The sequence below is a fragment of the Rhizobium sp. CSW-27 genome (assembly GCF_018760785.1).
Lineage (GTDB): Bacteria > Pseudomonadota > Alphaproteobacteria > Rhizobiales > Rhizobiaceae > Neorhizobium.
Genome location: NZ_JAHHZO010000004.1, coordinates 199,276 through 217,847, shown reverse-complemented (window position 1 = coordinate 217,847; position 18,572 = coordinate 199,276). Strand labels below are relative to the sequence as shown.

17 protein-coding genes are annotated in these 18,572 nt (G+C 63.0%); 15 read left to right on the top strand and 2 right to left on the bottom strand.

From position 1 onward, the window contains the following. Positions 1-21 precede the first annotated feature (21 nt). The 14 genes from KLP42_RS09995 to lpxB all read left to right on the top strand — a co-directional run bounded on the left by KLP42_RS09995 (position 22) and on the right by lpxB (position 14,226). On the top strand, positions 22-855 hold the full coding sequence (locus KLP42_RS09995; RefSeq protein WP_215566296.1) for a cell envelope integrity EipB family protein: 834 nt from the start codon (positions 22-24) through the stop codon (positions 853-855). A gap of 247 nt (positions 856-1,102) precedes the next feature. Further along, a complete protein-coding gene (gene rpsB, locus KLP42_RS09990) occupies positions 1,103-1,870 on the top strand; it encodes a 30S ribosomal protein S2 (RefSeq protein ID WP_215566294.1) in 768 nt (255 codons plus the stop codon). Between the two features lie 232 nt (positions 1,871-2,102). Beyond that, positions 2,103-3,029 (top strand): translation elongation factor Ts, encoded by a 927-nt coding sequence (gene tsf / locus KLP42_RS09985; RefSeq protein WP_215566291.1) that lies wholly within the window; start codon positions 2,103-2,105, stop codon positions 3,027-3,029. A gap of 100 nt (positions 3,030-3,129) precedes the next feature. After that, entirely contained in the window at positions 3,130-3,855 is a 726-nt protein-coding gene (gene pyrH / locus KLP42_RS09980) for a UMP kinase (RefSeq protein ID WP_215566288.1), read from the top strand. Positions 3,856-3,904: 49 nt separating this feature from the next. Continuing rightward, positions 3,905-4,465 (top strand): ribosome recycling factor, encoded by a 561-nt coding sequence (gene frr, locus KLP42_RS09975; RefSeq protein ID WP_215566287.1) that lies wholly within the window; start codon positions 3,905-3,907, stop codon positions 4,463-4,465. A gap of 48 nt (positions 4,466-4,513) precedes the next feature. After that, on the top strand, positions 4,514-5,263 hold the full coding sequence (locus tag KLP42_RS09970) for an isoprenyl transferase (protein WP_215566285.1): 750 nt from the start codon (positions 4,514-4,516) through the stop codon (positions 5,261-5,263). Beyond that, positions 5,263-6,096: a phosphatidate cytidylyltransferase gene (locus tag KLP42_RS09965; RefSeq protein ID WP_215566283.1), complete on the top strand. Its 834-nt coding sequence runs from the start codon at positions 5,263-5,265 to the stop codon at positions 6,094-6,096. The genes KLP42_RS09970 and KLP42_RS09965 overlap by 1 nt, the downstream gene beginning before the upstream one ends. Positions 6,097-6,120: 24 nt before the next feature. Beyond that, positions 6,121-7,245, top strand: a complete 1,125-nt coding sequence (gene rseP, locus KLP42_RS09960) for an RIP metalloprotease RseP (RefSeq protein ID WP_215566281.1) — start codon at positions 6,121-6,123, stop codon at positions 7,243-7,245. Positions 7,246-7,435: 190 nt separating this feature from the next. Next, positions 7,436-9,757 carry an outer membrane protein assembly factor BamA gene (gene bamA / locus KLP42_RS09955; protein WP_215566280.1) on the top strand — a complete coding sequence of 774 codons (2,322 nt, stop codon included), beginning with the start codon at positions 7,436-7,438 and terminating at the stop codon, positions 9,755-9,757. Between the two features lie 50 nt (positions 9,758-9,807). Beyond that, complete coding sequence (gene lpxD / locus KLP42_RS09950) at positions 9,808-10,869, top strand: UDP-3-O-(3-hydroxymyristoyl)glucosamine N-acyltransferase (protein ID WP_215566768.1); 1,062 nt, start codon at positions 9,808-9,810, stop codon at positions 10,867-10,869. After that, positions 10,862-11,329 carry a 3-hydroxyacyl-ACP dehydratase FabZ gene (gene fabZ, locus KLP42_RS09945; protein ID WP_215566278.1) on the top strand — a complete coding sequence of 156 codons (468 nt, stop codon included), beginning with the start codon at positions 10,862-10,864 and terminating at the stop codon, positions 11,327-11,329. The genes lpxD and fabZ overlap by 8 nt, the downstream gene beginning before the upstream one ends. Next, the gene (gene lpxA, locus KLP42_RS09940) at positions 11,326-12,141 is read left to right on the top strand and encodes an acyl-ACP--UDP-N-acetylglucosamine O-acyltransferase (RefSeq protein WP_215566276.1); all 816 of its coding nucleotides are present in this window, start codon (positions 11,326-11,328) and stop codon (positions 12,139-12,141) included. Before fabZ ends, lpxA begins: the two co-directional genes overlap by 4 nt. A 4-nt stretch (positions 12,142-12,145) precedes the next feature. Further along, positions 12,146-13,030 (top strand): LpxI family protein, encoded by an 885-nt coding sequence (locus KLP42_RS09935; protein ID WP_215566274.1) that lies wholly within the window; start codon positions 12,146-12,148, stop codon positions 13,028-13,030. Then, positions 13,030-14,226: a lipid-A-disaccharide synthase gene (lpxB, locus tag KLP42_RS09930; RefSeq protein WP_215566273.1), complete on the top strand. Its 1,197-nt coding sequence runs from the start codon at positions 13,030-13,032 to the stop codon at positions 14,224-14,226. Before KLP42_RS09935 ends, lpxB begins: the two co-directional genes overlap by 1 nt. Here lpxB and KLP42_RS09925 read toward each other — a convergent pair. Next, a complete protein-coding gene (locus KLP42_RS09925) occupies positions 14,199-14,582 on the bottom strand; it encodes a nuclear transport factor 2 family protein (protein ID WP_215566271.1) in 384 nt (127 codons plus the stop codon). The two genes, lpxB and KLP42_RS09925, sit on opposite strands and share 28 nt — an antisense overlap. Positions 14,583-14,736: 154 nt before the next feature. Further along, positions 14,737-16,026 (bottom strand): citrate synthase, encoded by a 1,290-nt coding sequence (gene gltA / locus KLP42_RS09920; protein ID WP_215566269.1) that lies wholly within the window; start codon positions 16,024-16,026, stop codon positions 14,737-14,739. A 441-nt stretch (positions 16,027-16,467) separates the two neighbouring features. Here gltA and KLP42_RS09915 point away from each other — a divergent pair, with 441 nt between their 5' ends. Next, entirely contained in the window at positions 16,468-18,396 is a 1,929-nt protein-coding gene (locus KLP42_RS09915; protein ID WP_353844851.1) for a ComEC/Rec2 family competence protein, read from the top strand. The last annotated feature ends 176 nt before the right edge of the window (positions 18,397-18,572 follow it).

Sequence of the window (18,572 nt, the reverse complement as noted above, 5' to 3'; positions counted from 1 at the left end):
GAGTCCCATAGGAGTTTGTGGATGTTGCGACAGAGCCTTGCGAGCGTCCTCATGGCAGGCAGCCTGCTTGCCGCCGTCAGTCCTGCCCGTGCCGGCATGGAGGGCGCGCGCACGCTCATCCCGCACCGCGCGGTCTACGACCTGAAGCTGAAGGACGTGTCGGAGCGTTCCGGGATCGAGGGCATGTATGGCCGCATGGTCTACGAGTTCACCGGCTCGGCCTGCGCCGGTTACACCACCCATTTCCGTTTCGTCACCCGCGTCGATACCGGCGAGGACATGCGCCTGACGGATCAGCAGACAACCACATTCGAGAACCTGAAGGCCGGCAGCTTCCGCTTCGACACGAAATCCTTCACCGACGACAAGCTGGACAGGCAGGTGACGGGCGAGGCGAGCGACGAGGCGACCGGCATCAAGGTGGCGCTGGCCAAGCCCGATGCGCGGCAGGTGGAGCTGACCCCGGCACAGTTTCCGACCGAGCACATGCTGGAGGTGATCGACAATGCCCGCAAGGGCAAGCGGTTCTTCGAGGAGCGGCTGTTCGACGGTTCCGAGGACGGCGACCAGAGCCTGCTGACCACCACCGTGATCGGCAAGCAGCAGATGCCCGCCGCCGACGATGCAGATGCCGGCAATGCCGGCGAATTTGCCGGACAGCCCTACTGGCCGGTGACGATCGCCTACTACGACGAGGACCAGAAGACCGATTCGGTGCCGATCTACCGTATGTCCTTCAAGCTCTACGAGAACGGCATCACGCGTGACCTGACGATGGATTACGGCGACTTCGTACTGTCCGGCACGCTCTCCAAGCTGGAGGTGCTGGGCACTCCGGCGAGCAATTGTCCCTGAATAAGGGGAGGTCCGCATCCTGTTGGCGGCCTGTCGAGCGCCTTAGTCCTTCGTTTTGATCTGTCCGGCGCAGGGACTTAATTGTGGCGAAGGACTTGCTTTTCCGGGCCAATGCAATTATGCGCAGCCCATTCCACACGTGAAGCTTGGGATTGACCGGGAGAAATCCGGTCCGTTCCGCCGGTGGTTGCCCCAGGGGCAACTGTTCGCTTTGCGGGGGTTGAACCGGAAACAAGGAGAAAAAGGCATGGCATTGCCTGATTTCAGCATGCGTCAGCTTCTGGAAGCTGGCGTTCACTTCGGCCACCAGACGCACCGCTGGAACCCGAAGATGAAGCCGTACATCTTCGGCGATCGTAACAACATCCACATCATCGACCTCGCTCAGACGGTTCCGATGCTGTCGCGCGCCCTGCAGGTCATTTCCGATACGGTTGCCCGTGGCGGTCGCGTCCTGTTCGTCGGCACCAAGCGTCAGGCATCCGAACTGATCGCCGACAGCGCGAAGCGTTCGGCCCAGTACTACGTCAACTCCCGCTGGCTCGGCGGCATGCTGACGAACTGGAAGACGATTTCGAACTCGATCCAGCGTCTGCGCAAGCTCGACGAAATTCTCGCTTCGGAAGCCCAGGGTTTCACGAAGAAGGAACGCCTGAACCTCGAGCGCGAGCGCGAGAAGCTGGACAAGGCCCTCGGCGGTATCCGCGACATGGGCGGCACGCCGGACCTGATGTTCATCATCGACACCAACAAGGAAAAGATCGCCATCGATGAAGCCAAGCGCCTGGGCATCCCGGTCGTTGCCATCATCGACTCGAACTGCGATCCGGACCTGATCGACTATCCGATCCCGGGCAACGACGACGCCTCGCGCGCCATCGCCCTCTATTGCGACCTGGTTGCCCGCGCTGCCATCGACGGCATCGCCCGCCAGCAGGGCGCTTCGGGCCGCGACATCGGCGCCATGGCCGAAGCCCCGATCGAGCCGGCTCTTTCCGAAGAGACCGAAGCCTGATTGGCCGGGGAGGGCGCCGTCCTCCCCTGACCGTTTCGGGGGCCGCCTGCGGTGGTCCCCGGATGCCAAGGCGTCCGACGCCGGCGAAAACAGCGTTTCGCCACCAGATGCGTGATACCGCGCGGACGTCCATTCATCACGCTGTCATACTTCCGGGTACATTCGTGCCCCAAACGGGCGCCGGCCCTTGCGATTCCGGCAGGCGCACCCCCTGATTGGACAAGAGGCAAACATGAGCGAAATCACAGCCGCAATGGTGAAGGAACTGCGCGAAAAGACCGGCGCAGGCATGATGGACTGCAAGAAGGCGCTCGCCGAGACCAATGGCGACATGGAAGCCGCGATCGACTGGCTGCGCGCCAAGGGCATCGCCAAGGCCGACAAGAAGTCCGGCCGCACGGCTGCCGAAGGCCTCGTCGGCATCGCATCCGCCGGCACCAGCGCTGTCGTCGTCGAAGTCAACTCCGAAACCGACTTCGTTGCCCGTAACGATGCATTCCAGGATCTCGTCCGCGGCGTTGCCTCGGTTGCGCTGTCCACCGAAGGTTCCGTCGAAGCCATCAGCGCCGCCGCCTATCCGGCCACCGGCAAGTCGGTCACCGACACCATCAAGGATGCCATCGCCACCATCGGCGAGAACATGACGCTGCGTCGCGCCGCCAAGCTTTCCGTCGAGGACGGCGTGGTCGCCACCTACATCCACAATGCCGCTGCCGATGGTCTCGGCAAGCTCGGCGTGCTCGTTGCCCTGAAGTCCACCGGCAACAAGGATGCGCTGAACGCCATCGGCCGTCAGGTCGCCATGCACATCGCTGCCACCAACCCGCTCGCCGTTCGCGCCGAGGAAGTGGATGCAGCGGTTGCCGAACGCGAGCGCAACGTGTTCATCGAACAGTCGCGCGCTTCGGGCAAGCCGGACAACATCATCGAGAAGATGGTCGATGGCCGCATGCGCAAGTTCTTCGAGGAAGTGGCCCTTCTCTCGCAGGCCTTCGTCATCAACCCGGACCTGACCGTTGCTGCCGCTCTGAAGGAAGCCGAAAAGGAAATCGGCGCTCCGGTCGAGATCACCGGCATGGTTCGTCTCCTGCTCGGCGAAGGTGTCGAGAAGGAAGAAACCGATTTTGCTGCCGAAGTTGCTGCAGCCGTCAAGCATTGATTCTCATTCGAGAATTCTTGGGTAAAGAAGAGGGGCGTCGCGTGACAACGCGGCGCCCTTCGTGTATCGGGCTTTCGGTGCGATCCTCGAAGGAGTTTCCATGTCATCCTCCACCCCCGTCTACAAACGTGTGCTGCTGAAAGTCTCCGGCGAGGCTTTGATGGGCAGCCAGGGCTTCGGCATCGATGTTGCCGTGGCCGACCGTATCGCCTCCGATATTGCCGAGGCACGCCGCATGGGTGTGGAAGTGGGTGTCGTCGTCGGCGGCGGCAACATCTTTCGCGGCGTGGCTGTTGCCTCCAAGGGCGGCGACCGCGTGACCGGCGACCACATGGGCATGCTGGCGACCGTGATCAATGCGCTGGCGCTTGCCACCTCGCTGCGCAAGCTCGACATCGACACGGTGGTTCTCTCCGCCATCGCGATGCCGGAGATCTGTGAAAGCTTCTCGCAGCGCCAGGCGCTGCACCACATGGACCAGGGCCGCGTGGTGATCTTCGCCGGCGGCACGGGTAATCCCTTCTTCACGACGGACTCCGCCGGCGCCCTTCGGGCGGCCGAAATCGGTGCCCAGGCGATCTTCAAGGGTACGCAGGTTGACGGAATCTATTCCGCAGACCCCAAGAAGGACCCCGATGCGACACGCTTCGAGCGGCTGACCCACAGCGAGGTTCTCGAAAAGGGGCTTGCGGTGATGGACGTGGCCGCCGTGGCGCTGGCGCGCGAAAATTCCATTCCGATCATCGTCTTCTCCATTCACGAGAAGGGCGGGTTCGGAGCAATCTTGACTGGCGGTGGCCTCAAGACCATCGTGACCGACAATTGAGGCGGGGCGCGTCGCCTTGCGCCCCTGCAGTTCCACAATGGAGTAGAAGATGAGCGGAGCCATCGATCTCAATGACATCAAGCGGCGCATGGACGGCGCCATCACCGCGTTCAAGAACGATATCGCGTCGCTGCGCACGGGTCGCGCCTCGGCCAACGTTCTCGATCCGGTGATGGTGGAAGCCTATGGATCGCGCGTGCCGCTGAACCAGGTGGCCAACGTGACCGTGCCGGAACCCCGCATGCTCGGCGTCTCCGTCTGGGACAAGTCGATGGTCAATGCCGTCGATCGCGGCATCCGTGAGGCCAATCTCGGCCTCAACCCGATCATCGACGGCCAGAATCTGCGCATTCCGCTGCCGGAACTCAACGAAGAGCGCCGCAAGTCGCTGGTCAAGGTCGCGCATGATTATGCCGAAAAGGCCAAGGTCGCCATCCGCCACGTCCGTCGCGACGGCATGGATGCCCTGAAAAAGGCCGAGAAGGACGGCAGCATCGGCCAGGACGACAGCCGCGTCCAGTCCGACAAGGTCCAGAAGATGACGGACGAGACGATTTCTGACGTCGATCGCTTGCTTGCGGAGAAGGAAAAGGAAATCATGCAGGTCTGACGGACCTGCCTGACGATTTATCCTTCAACGCGAACAAACGGATGCTCCATGGCAAGTGGTGAACTTCTCTCCCCTCCCAGACATGTCGCGATCATCATGGATGGCAACGGACGCTGGGCGAACGAAAGGGGTTTGCCGCGCACCGTGGGGCATAGCAAGGGCGTTGAAGCCGTGCGGCGCACGGTGGAGGCGGCCGCCGATTTCGGCATCGAGTATCTGACGCTGTTTGCCTTCTCCTCGGAGAACTGGAGCCGGCCGGAAGAGGAGGTTTCGGTGCTGATGGGGCTTTTGCGTCGCTTCATCCGCCGGGATCTTGCCGAGCTGCATCGCTCCAACGTGCGCATCCGCGTGATCGGCGAGCGCGACGGGTTGCAGGGCGACATCCTGCCGCTTCTGCTGGAGGCGGAGGATACCACCCGCAACAATACCGGCCTCACCCTGATCATCGCCTTCAACTACGGTGCGCGCGACGAACTGGCCCGCGCCATGCGGCGCCTTGCGCGCGAGGTGGAGGCCGGCCGCATGGCGGCGGCCGACATCACGCCTGCCACCATCACCAGCCATCTCGATACCGCCGGCATTCCCGATCCGGATCTGATCATTCGCACCAGCGGCGAGGAGCGGCTGTCGAACTTCCTGCTCTGGCAGGCAGCCTATTCCGAATTCGTCTTCGTGCCGGAATACTGGCCGGACTTCGACCGAGACCTGTTCCTGAAGGCGCTGCGCAGCTTTGCCGAGCGCGACCGGCGCTTCGGCGGGCTTTCGGCTGCCAAGGCGGCCGCTGCGGTGGCGGGCTGATGTCGGTCGAACTGAGGCAGCGAATCCTGTCCGCCATCGTGATGGCAGCGGTAACGCTGGCGGCCACCTGGACGGGCGGCCTTGCCTTTCGGGCGCTCGCGGCCCTGATCGCCGTGCTGGTCTATTACGAGTGGTCACGCATGACCCGGCTTGCCGAGCGGGATTTTCGCGGCAATGCGCTGGGCTGGCTGGCGGTTGCCTCGGTGGCCGCCAACCTCGTGCTGGGCGACGAAGGCATGGGAACGCCGATTGCCGGCGGCTTCGTCGTGACGGCCATCCTGCTGATGCTGGTGCGCGGCGGCACGGGCTGGCTGCCGGGGGGCATTGCCTATGCAAGCTTCAGCGGTATTTCGCTTGCGGCGATCCGCGGTGCCGACCAGCCGGGCTTCGTGGCCATGCTGTTCGTCTTTTCGGTGGTCTGGGCCACCGATATCCTGGCCTATTTCGTCGGACGTCGCCTGAAGGGGCCGAAGCTTGCGCCGAGGATTTCGCCCGGCAAGACCTGGTCGGGCGCCGTGGGCGGCACCGTATCCGGAGTTGCCGCGGGCAGCCTCCTGTCGCTTGCCTTCTTCCCGTCGCTATCGCTGCGCACGGCTTTCATCGCGCTGGCACTGTCTGTTGCAAGCCAGATCGGCGACCTCTTCGAATCTTTCATCAAGCGTCGGTTCGGCGTCAAGGATTCCAGCCATCTGATTCCCGGTCATGGCGGGGTGATGGATCGTGTCGACGGTCTCGTTTTTGCCGGTTTCGCAGCATTTCTTCTTGCAATCATGCATGCGGCATGGTCCGAAGATGGTGGAACGTCGGTTGCGGCGGTCCTGTTCGGGCTCTAGGTGCCGGAAGGGTAGGCTGAAGAGATGTTGGCAGCGGCAGGGGTCATTACCGGCTATATCATTCCATTTATCCTGGTCCTCTCGCTGCTCGTCTTCGTGCACGAAATGGGCCACTACCTGGTCGGGCGCTGGAGCGGCATTCGTGTCACGGCGTTCTCGATCGGATTCGGCCCCGAGCTTGTCGGCGTGACCGACAGCCATGGCACGCGCTGGAAGCTCTCCCTCATTCCGCTCGGCGGCTATGTGAAGTTCTACGGCGACGAGGATGCCGCCAGCCGGCCGGGCACTGCGCAACTGGACGGCATGACTGCGGCCGAGAGATCGCAGACGCTGGCCGGCGCCAAGCTCTGGAAGCGCGCCGCCACCGTTGCCGCCGGCCCCATCGCCAACTTCCTGCTGGCCATCGCCATCTTCGCCGTTCTGTTTGGCGTCTATGGCCGCATGATTGCCGATCCGGTGGTTTCGGAAGTGCGTCCCGACAGCGCAGCGGCAGAAGCTGGCCTGCAGCCGGGCGATCGTCTGATGGCACTCGACGGCACGAAGATCCGCACCTTCGACGATGTGCGCCGCTATGTCAGCATCCGTCCCGAATCGCGGATCGTGGTGACGGTGGAGCGGGATGGCCGGGAGATGGACATTCCCGTCGTGCCGCGCCGGTCGGAAATCACCGACCAGTTCGGCAACAAGATCGAAATGGGGCTTATCGGCATCGTCACGAACGAGCAGAGCGGCAATTTCCGTCATGTTACCTATACGCCTCTGGAGGCTGTGCAGCAGGGCGTGATCGAGACCGGTCAGATCATTTCCGGCACCTTCCGTTACCTCGGGAATCTGGTCACCGGGCGCATGAAGGCAGACCAGCTGGGCGGACCGGTGCGCGTGGCGCAGGCCTCCGGCCAGATGGCGACGCTCGGGATTGCCGCAGTCATCCAGTTGGCCGCCGTGCTGTCGGTTTCCATTGGATTGCTCAACCTGATGCCGGTTCCGGTGCTGGACGGCGGGCATCTTGTGTTCTATGCCATTGAGGCTGTACGGGGAAAGCCTTTGGGAGCAGGGGCGCAGGAGGTTGCCTTCCGCATCGGTCTGGCCATGGTTCTGAGCCTGATGGTCTTTGCCACTTGGAACGATATCAGCAATCTGATCGGTTAAAGAAGTCTGTTGTAAACCAACTGTTTACCTTAATTTCAGGTGTTCGTTGCGATTGGGTCACGGCTTGGAAGGAAGTAAACAGAAATTAACAGGATGCCTTGCTTGTAGGGCAAAAGCAGGTAAAACGACACACGTGGCCGGAGTCGGGCCTGGCTCGCCGAGGGACAACGGGAAAAGGTAAGTATTGAAAATGAAAGCTGGTTCAAAGTTTTTGAACGCAGTATCGGCGTTTGCGCTGTCTGCTGGTGTTGTTGCGTCTGGAGCCGGTGTTGTCGTTGTCGCTTCTCCGCTGTCTGCCGAAGCTGCGGTGGTGCAGCGAATCGACGTTCGTGGCGCCCAGCGCGCCGGTGCGGCGGCCGTGCGCTCCAATATTACCATCCGTCCCGGGGTGAATTTCTCGAATTCGGACATCGATGAGTCGGTCAAGAGGCTTTACGCCACCGGTTATTTCTCCGACGTGAAGATCGCGGTGTCGGGCGGCACGCTCGTCGTGACCGTCGATGAGAGCCAGCTCGTCAATCAGGTCGTCTTCAACGGCAACCGCAAGATCAAGGACGACAAGCTGCAGGGCATCGTCACGACGCAGCCGCTCGGCCCCTATAGCGATGCCATGGTGAAGGCTGATATCGAGCGGATCCGCGAGGCCTACAAGCAGATCGGTCGCAGCGACGTGCAGATCACCACCCAGACCGTTCCCGTCGGTCAGGGCCGTGTCAATCTGGCTTTCGTGATCAACGAAGGTGACCGCACCAAGATTTCCGACATCAAGTTCATCGGCAACAGCGCTTACAGCAGCAGCCGTCTGCACGATGTTCTGGTCACCAAGGAGAGCGGCCCGCTGTCCTTCCTGACCCGCAAGGACGTCTACACCGAAGACAAGATGAAGGCGGACGAGGAAGCTCTCCGCAAGTTCTACTACGATCACGGCTATCCGGACTTCCGCATCGTTTCGTCCGATGCCGTTCTGAACGAGGCCAAGAACGAATATACGCTGACTTTCTCCGTCGAGGAGGGGCCGCGCTACCGGTTCGGTGACGTTACCGTCGATTCGACCGTGCAGGGGCTCGATGCCTCGGCGCTGAAGAATGTGGTCGAGACCAAGTCCGGCGACGTCTACAAGGCGAGCGACGTGCAGAAGTCGATCGAGGCGATCCAGAAGAAGGTTGCCGAGGCCGGCTATCCGTTTGCCCGCGTCACGCCGCGTGGCGATCGCAATTTCCAGACCAATACGATCGGCGTTTCCTATCTTGTGGACCAGGGCGAGCGTGCCTATGTCGAGCGCATCGACATTCGCGGCAATACCCGCACCCGTGACTATGTCATTCGCCGCGAATTCGACATGAGCGAAGGCGATGCCTTCAACCAGCTGATGATCACGCGCGCCAAGCGTCGTCTTGAAGCGCTCGGCTATTTCTCGAAGGTCAACATCACCACGCAGCAGGGATCCGCTCCCGACCGTGTCGTGATCGTCGTGGACGTCGAGGATCAGTCGACCGGTGCCTTCGGTATCGGCGTCGGCTATGCGGCCGATGACGGTGTCGTGCTGGAAGCCTCGATCGAGGAGAAGAACTTCCTTGGTCGTGGTCAGTACATCCGCGTGGCGGCCGGTGGCGGTCTCGATGATGCCCGCACCTACTCGCTGAACTTCACCGAGCCCTATTTCCTGGGCTATCGTCTGGCGGCCGGCTTTGACGTGTTCAAGAGCCAGACGTCGTCCAACGATTACTACGATTACAACGAACAGGGCTTCACGCTGCGTGTGACGGCGCCGATCACCGAGGATCTGGCGACGACCTTCCGCTATACCTACAAGGAAATCAGCTACGACGGCACGGATGACTGGCAGGCCAACCTGTCGCAGCCGTTCCAGGATCTGGTCCGCGGTGGCGACTATGTCCAGTCGTCGATCTCGCAGACGCTCACCTACAACACGCTCGACAGCATGACGCTGCCGCGCGAGGGTATCTACGCCACAGTCACGCATGAATTTGCCGGCCTCGGCGGTGACTCCGAATACTACAAGATCTATGGCCGTGCGCGCTATTTCCAGCTTCTGTCTGACGAACTGGACATGATCGGCCAGGTCGCGGTCGGTGCTGGCCATGTGGTTGCCACGGGCGATCACCTGAACGTATTCGACCAGTTCACCTTCGGCGGACGTCAGGTTCGCGGCTTCAAGAACGATGGTATCGGTCCGCGTGTCGGCAGCGATGCCATCGGCGGCACGACCTACTTCAACGCTTCGGCCGAAGTGTCGGTGCCGATGCCGGCCCTGCCGCAGGATGCAGGTCTTCGTGCCAACCTGTTTGCCGATGCCGGTACGCTCTACGGCAATGATGTCCCGGTCTCCAGCGGGCTCCAGTCTGACAACTCCATCCGCGCTTCGGTCGGTATGGGCGTTACATGGGCGTCGCCGTTCGGTGCCTTGCGCTTCGATTATGCCGTACCGGTCGCCAAGGAAGACTACGACAGGGAACAGCGTTTCCGCTTCAGCATGGCCAACCAGTTCTGATATCTGGCATCCAGAACGCGAACTGGAATACTGTTCTGGAGCACAGGGCAATGGACAACAACGACTTCTTTCCGCCGCATGATGGCGTGAAGCTGCGCGAGCTTGCTTCGCATCTTGGGGTGGAGCTTCTCGACCAGACGAAAGGGGAGCGCCTTGTGCGCTCCATTTCGCCTGTTTCAAGGGCGGGCGACGGCGACGTCTGCTACATCCTCTCGCGAAAGTACCGCGACGAACTCAAAAGCTGCAATGCAACGGCAATCATCTGTGAGCCGGCCCTGCAATCGCTTGTTCCCCCGCATATCGCGATCCTGTCGACGCCCAAGCCGCATGCGGCCTTCGCGCGTGCTGGTGCGCTTCTGCATCCGAAGGCGATGCGTGTCGTGCCTACGGTTGCGGGCGAGGGCATTTCTCCGGCGGCTTACATCGATCCCACCGCGCGTCTCGAAGAGGGCGTGACGGTCGAGCCGATGGCGGTGATCGGCGCGCATGCGGAAATCGGTACAGGCACCCGCATCGGCGCCGGCGCGGTGATCGGCGCCGACGTGCGGATCGGCCGCAACTGTTGCGTGGCGGCAGGGGCTTCCGTCATCTGCGCCTTGATCGGCAATGGCGTCATCATCCACAATGGCGCGCGCATCGGCCAGGATGGCTTCGGCTTTGCCCCCGGTCCGGCCGGCATGTTGAAAATGGTCCAGATCGGCCGCGTGATCATCCAGGACAATGTCGAGATCGGTGCCAACACCACGATCGATCGCGGTGCTATGGACGATACCGTGATCGGTGAAGGCACGAAAATCGACAACCAGGTCCAGGTTGCCCACAATGTGCGGATCGGCCGGCATTGCGCTTTTGCCAGCGGTGTTGGTATAGCGGGATCGACGCGGATCGGTGATGGCGTGCAGATCGGTGGCGCAACCGGCGTTAACGGACATATCACGATCGGGGATGGTGCGCAGATCGGCGCCGCCTCGGCGGTGGTGGGTTCCGTGCCGGCAGGCGCCCGTTACGGCGGCCATCCGGCACGTCCCATGCAGGACTATCTGCGCGACATGGCCGAGAGCTTGGCTCGGTCCGACGAAAGGGCCAGAAAAAGAGGAAAAAGGAATGGCTGACCAGGAAAAGGCATCGCTCGACTCCGTCGACATCATGGAGATCATGAAGCTTTTGCCGCATCGGTATCCCTTCCTGCTGGTTGACCGGATCATCGAGATCAACAGCGACGAGAGCGCCATCGGCATCAAGAACGTGACGGCGAACGAACCGCACTTCACCGGCCATTTTCCGGTGCGCCCCATCATGCCGGGCGTGCTGCTGATCGAGGGCATGGCCCAGACGGCCGGTGCCATCTGCGCGCGCAAGCAGGGCGAGACAGGCAATCTGGTCTACTTCATGACCATCGACAATGCGCGCTTCCGTCGTCCGGTGGTGCCCGGTGATCGTGTTGAATATCACGTCACCAAGCTCAAGCAGCGCGGCAATATCTGGAAGTTCCATTGCGATGCCAAGGTGGATGGTAGTCTTGTCGCCGAAGCCGATATCGGCGCCATGATCCGCCAGAAGGACGAGGCATGAGCACGATCGCCGCCAGCGCCCGCATTCATCCGCTTGCCGTCGTTGAAGAGGGTGCCGTCATCGGTGAGAACGTCGTCGTCGGTCCCTTCTGCCGCATTGGCGCGCGCGTCGTGCTGCATGACGATGTGGAGGTGATCTCCAATGCCGTCGTCACGGGCATGACCGAGGTGGGCAAGGGCAGCCGCATCTTTCCGATGGCGGTGATCGGTGGCGTGTCGCAAAGCCTGCACGAGGCGGGCGAAGATTCCCGCCTGGTGATCGGCGAACGCTGCACCATGCGCGAAGGCGTGACGATGAACATGGGCACGGTCGGCGGCGGTGGCATCACCAGTGTCGGCAATGATTGCCTGTTCCTGGCCAATTCGCATGTCGCGCATGATTGCCGGCTCGGCAACGGCATCATTCTGTCCAACAATGTCATGCTGGCGGGCCATGTGCGGGTCGATGACCGCGCCATCCTGAGCGGCGGCTGTGCCGTGCACCAGTTCAGCCGCATCGGGCGACAGGCTTTTGTCGGTGGCCTTTCTGCGGTCAATTACGATGTCATCCCCTATGGCATGCTGAACGGCAATCCCGGCCTTCTCGGCGGGCTGAATGTGGTCGGCATGACGCGCGCCGGCATCGACCGCGCCGTGATCCATCAGGTGCGCAAGGCCTACAAGGCGATCTTCGAGGGCGAAGGGGCGATCCGTCCCAAGGCCGCGGCCATCCGGGACGACTATCTCGATTGCCCGGAGGCGCTGGAGGTCATCGACTTCATTCTGGCCGACAGCGACCGGGCGATTTCCTCGCCCTATCGCGGGAAGGCGTAAGGCCGTGGGCTCCTCTCCCGTTCGCGACCGGACGGGACGTCTGGCAATCATCGCAGGGCATGGCTTTTTGCCGCTGCATGTGGCGCAAGCCGCACGCGCCGCCGGTGACGAGCCCTTTGTCGTCTGCCTTCGGGATGAGGCGGACCGCGACTTTTCCGACTTTGATCATGCTGTCGCCGGCGTTGGCGATCAGGTGCGCATCCAGAGGCTTTTCAGGGAACGGGATGTCCGGCGGGTGGTGATGTCCGGCGGCGTGCGCCGCCGGCCGGAATGGCGCCAGATCCGCCCGACGCTGTCGACGCTCATCAAGTTGCCGCAGGCGCTGAAGACGCTGCTTGCCGGCGGCGATGATGCCGTTCTGCGCATGGTGATCAGCCTGTTCGAAGGTATGGGCTGCCGGGTCGTCGGCGTGCACGAGATCCTGCCCGGTCTTCTGGCCGATATAGGCACGCTTGGTCGCCATCAGCCGGATGCGGACGACCGGCGCGATATCGCTCGCGGAGCAGAAGCGGCACGGCTTCTGGGGCAGCTTGACGTCGGACAGGGCGCCGTCAGCGTCGGCGGGCGGATCGTGGCGCTGGAGGGCGTCGAGGGAACCGACGCGATGTTGCAGCGCGTCGGTGAACTTCGCACGGCCGGGCGCGTTTCAAGACGCAGACGCGGCGCGCTGGTCAAGCTGTGCAAGCCGCAGCAGGACATGCGCGCGGATCTGCCCACCATCGGTCCGTCGACCATCCACGCCATCGTTGCTGCCGGGCTCGGCGGCATTGCGGTGGAGGCGGGGCGGGCGTTGATCGTGGAGCGCGAGGCGATGCTGCAGGCTGCGGACGAGGCTGGCGTATTCATCTGCGGCATCGATGCCGGCCTGCCGGGACAGGGGATCGGGTGATGAGCGAGCGGGTTCTGAAGATCGGCGTGATTGCCGGTGAAGTGTCCGGGGATCTTCTGGGCGGCGATCTGGTGGCGCATCTGAAACGCGCATGGCCAGGGCCGGTCCGGCTTGTCGGTGTGGGGGGCGAGGCTCTGGAGGCAGAGGGACTGCGCTCCCTGTTCGATTTTTCCGAACTTTCCATCATGGGGCTGACGCAGGTGCTGAAGCGCCTGCCGCAACTGATGCGGCGCATCCGCCAGGCCGCCGATGCCATCATAGCCGAACGTCCCGATGTATTGATCATCATCGACAGCCCGGACTTTACCCATCGCGTCGCAAGGCGCGTGCGCAGGGCACTGCCGGACCTGCCGGTGGTCGATTATGTGTGCCCGAGCGTCTGGGCCTGGAAGGAATATCGGGCGACGGCGATGCTTGCCTATGTCGATCAGGTTCTGGCCATCCTGCCTTTCGAACCGGAGGCGATGCAGCGGCTCGGCGGTCCGAAGACGGATTTCATCGGTCACCGGCTGACGGCGGATCCGGATGTTTTGCGCGTGCGTGCCCGGCGGGCGGCGCGCGGTCTGCCGGATGCCGATGACGGTCGCACGATCGTCATCCTGCCGGGGTCGCGCTCCACCGAGATCCGGATACTGATGCCGGCGCTGGAAGAGACGGTCAAGCTGATCGCCGAGCGCAACGGAGGCCGCGTCCGTTTCCTTTTGCCTACCGTGCCGCGGCAGGAGGCACTGGTGCGCAGCCTTACCGCCAACTGGGCCATCAAGCCGCAGATCACCATTGGCTCCGAGGGCAAGTGGCAGGCCTTTGCAGAGTGCGACATGGCGTTGGCAGCATCCGGCACTGTGACGCTGGAACTTGCGCTCTGCGGTGTGCCCACGGTTTCCATCTACAAGGTGGACTGGCTGATGAAACTGATGCTGTCGCGCATCAAAATCTGGTCCGCCGCATTGCCGAACCTGATTGCCGACCAGCCGGTACTGCCGGAACACATCAATGACCTGGTGCGTCCCGGTTATCTCGCCCGCTGGGCAGACTGCCTGAGCGCCGATACACCGCAACGCCGCGCCATGCTCGCGGGATTTGATACCGTCTGGGAACGGCTGGCCACCAGCGTTCCGCCGGGAGAGGCGGGTGCCGGCCTTGTGCTGGAACTTCTCGCGCGGCGTGGTCAGAGGGCGGGCACCACCGTTCCCTGATGGAACAGCATCTGCCAGCGCCCGTCGATCCGCTTCCAGATCGAGCTTCGAAGGGTTGTGCGAGCCGTGCCTGTTCGTGTCTGGGAGCGATCGATCTTGTAGGTGACGAGCGCAACATCCTGAGCGAGGTCGGTCACGACAAAGTCGAATGCCTGGAGCCGTCGCTCGTCCGCTGAGGGCGTTTCCGCTGCAAGCGCCGAAATCGTCTGCGCCTTGTTGAAAATGCGTCCCGAACTGCCGAATTCAACGAAATCCTCGGCCAGCAGTGCCGCGACCTGCTGTCGGTCGCCGCGCGTGGCCGGTTCATGCAGGCTTCGTTCGAGCGCAATCAGTGTCTCGGCCGTTTCCTGGTCCACCTGCAAACCTCCCTGCGCTCCGACATGCCTGCCGTGCGGCAGTGTATGACCTTGCGGGGCAGATGCAAATGGCCGGACAAGGGAACCCGGTCCACGAAAAAAAAAGCCCGCGGCGCGAGGCTGCGGACTTTCTCACAGGGCCAGAGGCCTTCGATCAGCGCTTGGAGACCGGCACGTAATCGCGCTTGGCAGCGCCCGTGTAGAGCTGGCGCGGGCGACCGATGCGCTGCTGCGGGTCTTCAATCATTTCGGCCCACTGGGCAATCCAGCCGACGGTGCGGGCGAGAGCGAAGAGCACCGTGAACATGGTGGTGGGGAAGCCCATCGCCTTCAGCGTGATGCCGGAATAGAAGTCGATGTTCGGATAGAGCTTCTTCTCGATGAAGTACTCGTCCGTCAGGGCGATCTTTTCCAGTTCCATGGCGACCTGCAGCAGCGGGTCGTCCTTGTGGCCGAGTTCGCCCAGAACCTCATGCGTGGTCTTCTGCATGATCTTGGCGCGCGGGTCGTAGTTCTTGTAGACGCGGTGACCGAAGCCCATCAGACGGAACGGGTCGTTCTTGTCCTTGGCGCGGGCGATATATTCCGGAATGCGGTCTGGCGTGCCGATTTCCATCAGCATGTTGAGCGCTGCTTCATTGGCGCCGCCATGTGCCGGGCCCCAGAGGCAGGCAATGCCGGCCGCGATGCAGGCGAACGGATTGGCGCCGGAAGAGCCGGCGAGGCGCACCGTCGAGGTGGAGGCGTTCTGCTCGTGATCGGCATGCAGGATGAAGATGCGGTCCATGGCGCGCGCCAGAACCGGGTTCACCTTGTATTCTTCGCACGGCACGGCAAAGCACATGCGCAGGAAGTTCGAGGCGTAATCCAGATTGTTCTGCGGGTAAACGAAGGGCTGGCCGATATGGTACTTGTAGGCCATGGCGGCGATCGTCGGCATCTTGGCGATCATGCGCAGCGAAGCGACCATGCGCTGGTGAGGATCGGTGATGTCGGTCGAGTCGTGATAGAAGGCCGACAGCGCGCCGACCGTGCCGACCATGACGGCCATCGGATGGGCGTCGCGGCGAAAGCCGGTGAAGAAGCGGCTCATCTGCTCGTGCACCATGGTGTGGTGCGTGACGCGGTGGTCGAAATCCTTCTTCTGTGCGGCGGTCGGCAGTTCGCCGTAAAGCAGCAGGTAGCAGGTTTCCAGGAAGTCACCATGCTCCGCCAGCTGCTCGATCGGGTAGCCGCGATGCAGGAGGACGCCCTCGTCGCCGTCGATGAAGGTGATCTTGGATTCGCAGGAAGCGGTCGAGGTGAAGCCGGGGTCGTAGGTGAAGGCGCCGGTGTGCTTGTAAAGCGAACCGATATCGATCACGTCAGGCCCGATCGTTCCCTTCTTCACCGGAAGGTCGACCTTCTTCTCTCCCAATCCAAGATGTGCGCTTGTGTCCGTCATACTGATCCTCCGATGGGCGGAAAGGCGCTGAAAGCGCCAGATGAGTGAAGCCTCTGAAAGTAGCTATATGATCTGATGCGTGCTGCCAAGCACTTGCCGCGGGTAATTGTGCAGCGCGAAATCTGTGACTTCACTCGGGTTTCCCGCTTTTGTTTCTCCGGTTTTGCCGGTTCACCGCGTTTCAATCGATCCAATCGAGGCTGGCCGTGTTCTGCCGCGGAAAGCGGCAATTGACCGGCGCAGATAAACAGGTTCAGGTTGTATTTCGGTTAAGGACGGGCGCCGTTTGGCGGAGGGTGCGTGGCGGAAGCGGAAACCCCGGCGGGCGAATCAGCGCGGGAGGTCGAGGCCTTCCGGCCCCGCTTCCCGCGGGCCCTACCGCTGCGCAAAGGGGCAGGGCGGGTTGGAGCGCCATTGCTGTGGGATGCCTCCGACGAAAGGGTGTCAATATCGCGTGAACAGCCGCAGAGGCTGGCCTGGTGGCAGCGGCTTGCGGCGGAAGAGAGCGCCTATGGACGCGGTTTCCTGTTGCTGCCGGTTCTTGTCGGCCTCGGTGCGATTCTCTGGTTCTGCGCGGCCAAACCGCCGCCGGCCTGGATATCCTGGACAGGCCCGCCACTTCTTGCCGCCGGCTGGCTTGCTGGCTGTTATGGCCACGCTGCATGGCGCGGCGTGCTGCTTGCTGCGGGTCTCGCATCGTGCGGGGCGGGTCTTGCCCATCTGCAGACGCTGCGTCATGCGACGCTGATCCTGGATGCTCCGGTGACGACGCGCATGCTCGGTGTGGTGGAGCGCCGGGAAGCGGTCTCCGGCGGACGCTGGCGCTACACGGTTCGGGTCAGCCGCACGGCTGAACCGGCGTTGTCGCGTCCCCCTGAGCGCGTCGTGGTGCTGTGGCGGGCGCGCCATGAGCCACTTCCGACCGGAACGCAGGTGGAGGGCCGCGTCAGATTGTCGCCGCCCTCCGGCCCGGCATTACCCGGGCTGCTGGATTTCGCTTTCCCCGCCTATTTCGAAGGAATCGGCGCCGTCGGCTTCTTTTATGGCGCGCCGCAGATCCTGGGCATGGATACGGCGTCCGGCGGACTGACCGCCGCCCTCGTGGGAACGCTCTTCGACCTGCGCGCCGCCATCGGCCAGCGGATCCGCGACGTGGTCGGCGGGGATGCCGGCGCCTTCGCTGCTGCCATCGTGACGGACGAGCGGCGCGCCATCTCGCAGGAGACTGTCGAGGCGCTCCGGCTTTCGGGCCTTGCGCATATTGTTGCCATCTCCGGGCTCAACATGGCGCTGGCGGCCGGCATTTCCTTTGTCGGCCTGCGTGCCGCGCTCAGCCTGTTTCCCGGCCTGGCCCAATGCATGCCGATCAAGAAGATCGCGGCCACCGGCGCGCTGCTGATGGTGACGGCCTACTACCTGATTTCCGGTTTCGGTGTTTCGGCGGAGCGTGCCTACATCATGATGTTCATCATGCTGGTGGCCGTGCTGTGCGATCGACCTTCGATCAGTCTTCACAATATCGCACTGTCGGCCCTGGTCATTCTCGTCCTGAGTCCCTCGGCCGTGCTGGGAGCCAGCTTTCAGATGTCGTTTGCCGCCACCACGGCGCTCGTGGCTGGCTATGAGGTGTGGATGCGCCGCCATTCCGGCGAACAGCATGCCGTTCTGGCGGCTGCTGACCCGCTTCTCGCCCGGCTTGCAGGGCCGGTGATCGGCTTTGCTGCGGGCGTGCTCGTCACATCGCTGATCGGCATGCTGTCGACGGCCATCTTTTCGCTCGCTCATTTCCATCGTCTGGCTGCCTATGGGCTTGCCGGCAACCTGGCCGCCATGCCGCTGATTTCGCTGGTGGTGATGCCCGCCGGACTGATCGGCATGCTGCTGATGCCCTTCGGTCTCGAAGCGCCTTTTCTCAAGCTGATGGGCTGGGCGCTGGAACTGGTGATCGCGATCGCCACCACCGTGGCGGGGTGGGGTGGCGAGGTTGCGACGGGACGCCCGCCCCCGGCCTTCCTGCCGCTGGCGGCGCTCGGGTTCCTGCTGCTGATGATCCTGCGCAGCCGGTTGCGCCTCGTCGGGCTGTTCTTCCTTCTGGCGGCCCTTGTCCTCTTCGCCTGGACGGGGGGCGGGCGGCCGCCGGATCTGCTGGTGGCGGAGGATGGAACGCTGGTCGCCCTGCTGGATGGCCGCCAGGCGGCGACCAATCGGCGCAGCCCCAGCGATTTCATCTATCGGCAATGGCAGGACGCCCTGCGCCTTGAGGCGACCAGCGGACCGGAGATCCTTCGCAAGGGGAAGGTGCATGAGCGCCCGTCCCCGCCGGAATGGGCGCGTGAAGCCGTGACGGTCACCCCCCCCGCAAAAGCCTGACCCGTCGGCCGTGCGTTCCATGACGACAGGCAATGAAAGGCAAGGCACGCAGGAGGCGATATCGCCCATAGAGGCCCGCCGGGCGATCGAAGAGCTCCGCCTGCGGGCGCGGGCGACAACCGGACGCTTCCAATGCCATCAAGGCCTGGCCTGTCTAGGCCTGTCCCGGAGCGGGG

What these genes read in the sequence shown, in the direction of transcription:
- KLP42_RS09995 (WP_215566296.1), top strand. Translation starts at nt 22, where the DNA reads ATGTTGCGACAGAGCCTTGCGAGCGTCCTCATGGCAGGCAGCCTGCTT.
- rpsB (WP_215566294.1), top strand. Translation starts at nt 1,103, where the DNA reads ATGGCATTGCCTGATTTCAGCATGCGTCAGCTTCTGGAAGCTGGCGTT.
- tsf (WP_215566291.1), top strand. Translation starts at nt 2,103, where the DNA reads ATGAGCGAAATCACAGCCGCAATGGTGAAGGAACTGCGCGAAAAGACC.
- pyrH (WP_215566288.1), top strand. Translation starts at nt 3,130, where the DNA reads ATGTCATCCTCCACCCCCGTCTACAAACGTGTGCTGCTGAAAGTCTCC.
- frr (WP_215566287.1), top strand. Translation starts at nt 3,905, where the DNA reads ATGAGCGGAGCCATCGATCTCAATGACATCAAGCGGCGCATGGACGGC.
- KLP42_RS09970 (WP_215566285.1), top strand. Translation starts at nt 4,514, where the DNA reads ATGGCAAGTGGTGAACTTCTCTCCCCTCCCAGACATGTCGCGATCATC.
- KLP42_RS09965 (WP_215566283.1), top strand. Translation starts at nt 5,263, where the DNA reads ATGTCGGTCGAACTGAGGCAGCGAATCCTGTCCGCCATCGTGATGGCA.
- rseP (WP_215566281.1), top strand. Translation starts at nt 6,121, where the DNA reads ATGTTGGCAGCGGCAGGGGTCATTACCGGCTATATCATTCCATTTATC.
- bamA (WP_215566280.1), top strand. Translation starts at nt 7,436, where the DNA reads ATGAAAGCTGGTTCAAAGTTTTTGAACGCAGTATCGGCGTTTGCGCTG.
- lpxD (WP_215566768.1), top strand. Translation starts at nt 9,808, where the DNA reads ATGGACAACAACGACTTCTTTCCGCCGCATGATGGCGTGAAGCTGCGC.
- fabZ (WP_215566278.1), top strand. Translation starts at nt 10,862, where the DNA reads ATGGCTGACCAGGAAAAGGCATCGCTCGACTCCGTCGACATCATGGAG.
- lpxA (WP_215566276.1), top strand. Translation starts at nt 11,326, where the DNA reads ATGAGCACGATCGCCGCCAGCGCCCGCATTCATCCGCTTGCCGTCGTT.
- lpxB (WP_215566273.1), top strand. Translation starts at nt 13,030, where the DNA reads ATGAGCGAGCGGGTTCTGAAGATCGGCGTGATTGCCGGTGAAGTGTCC.
- gltA (WP_215566269.1), bottom strand. Translation starts at nt 16,026, where the DNA reads ATGACGGACACAAGCGCACATCTTGGATTGGGAGAGAAGAAGGTCGAC.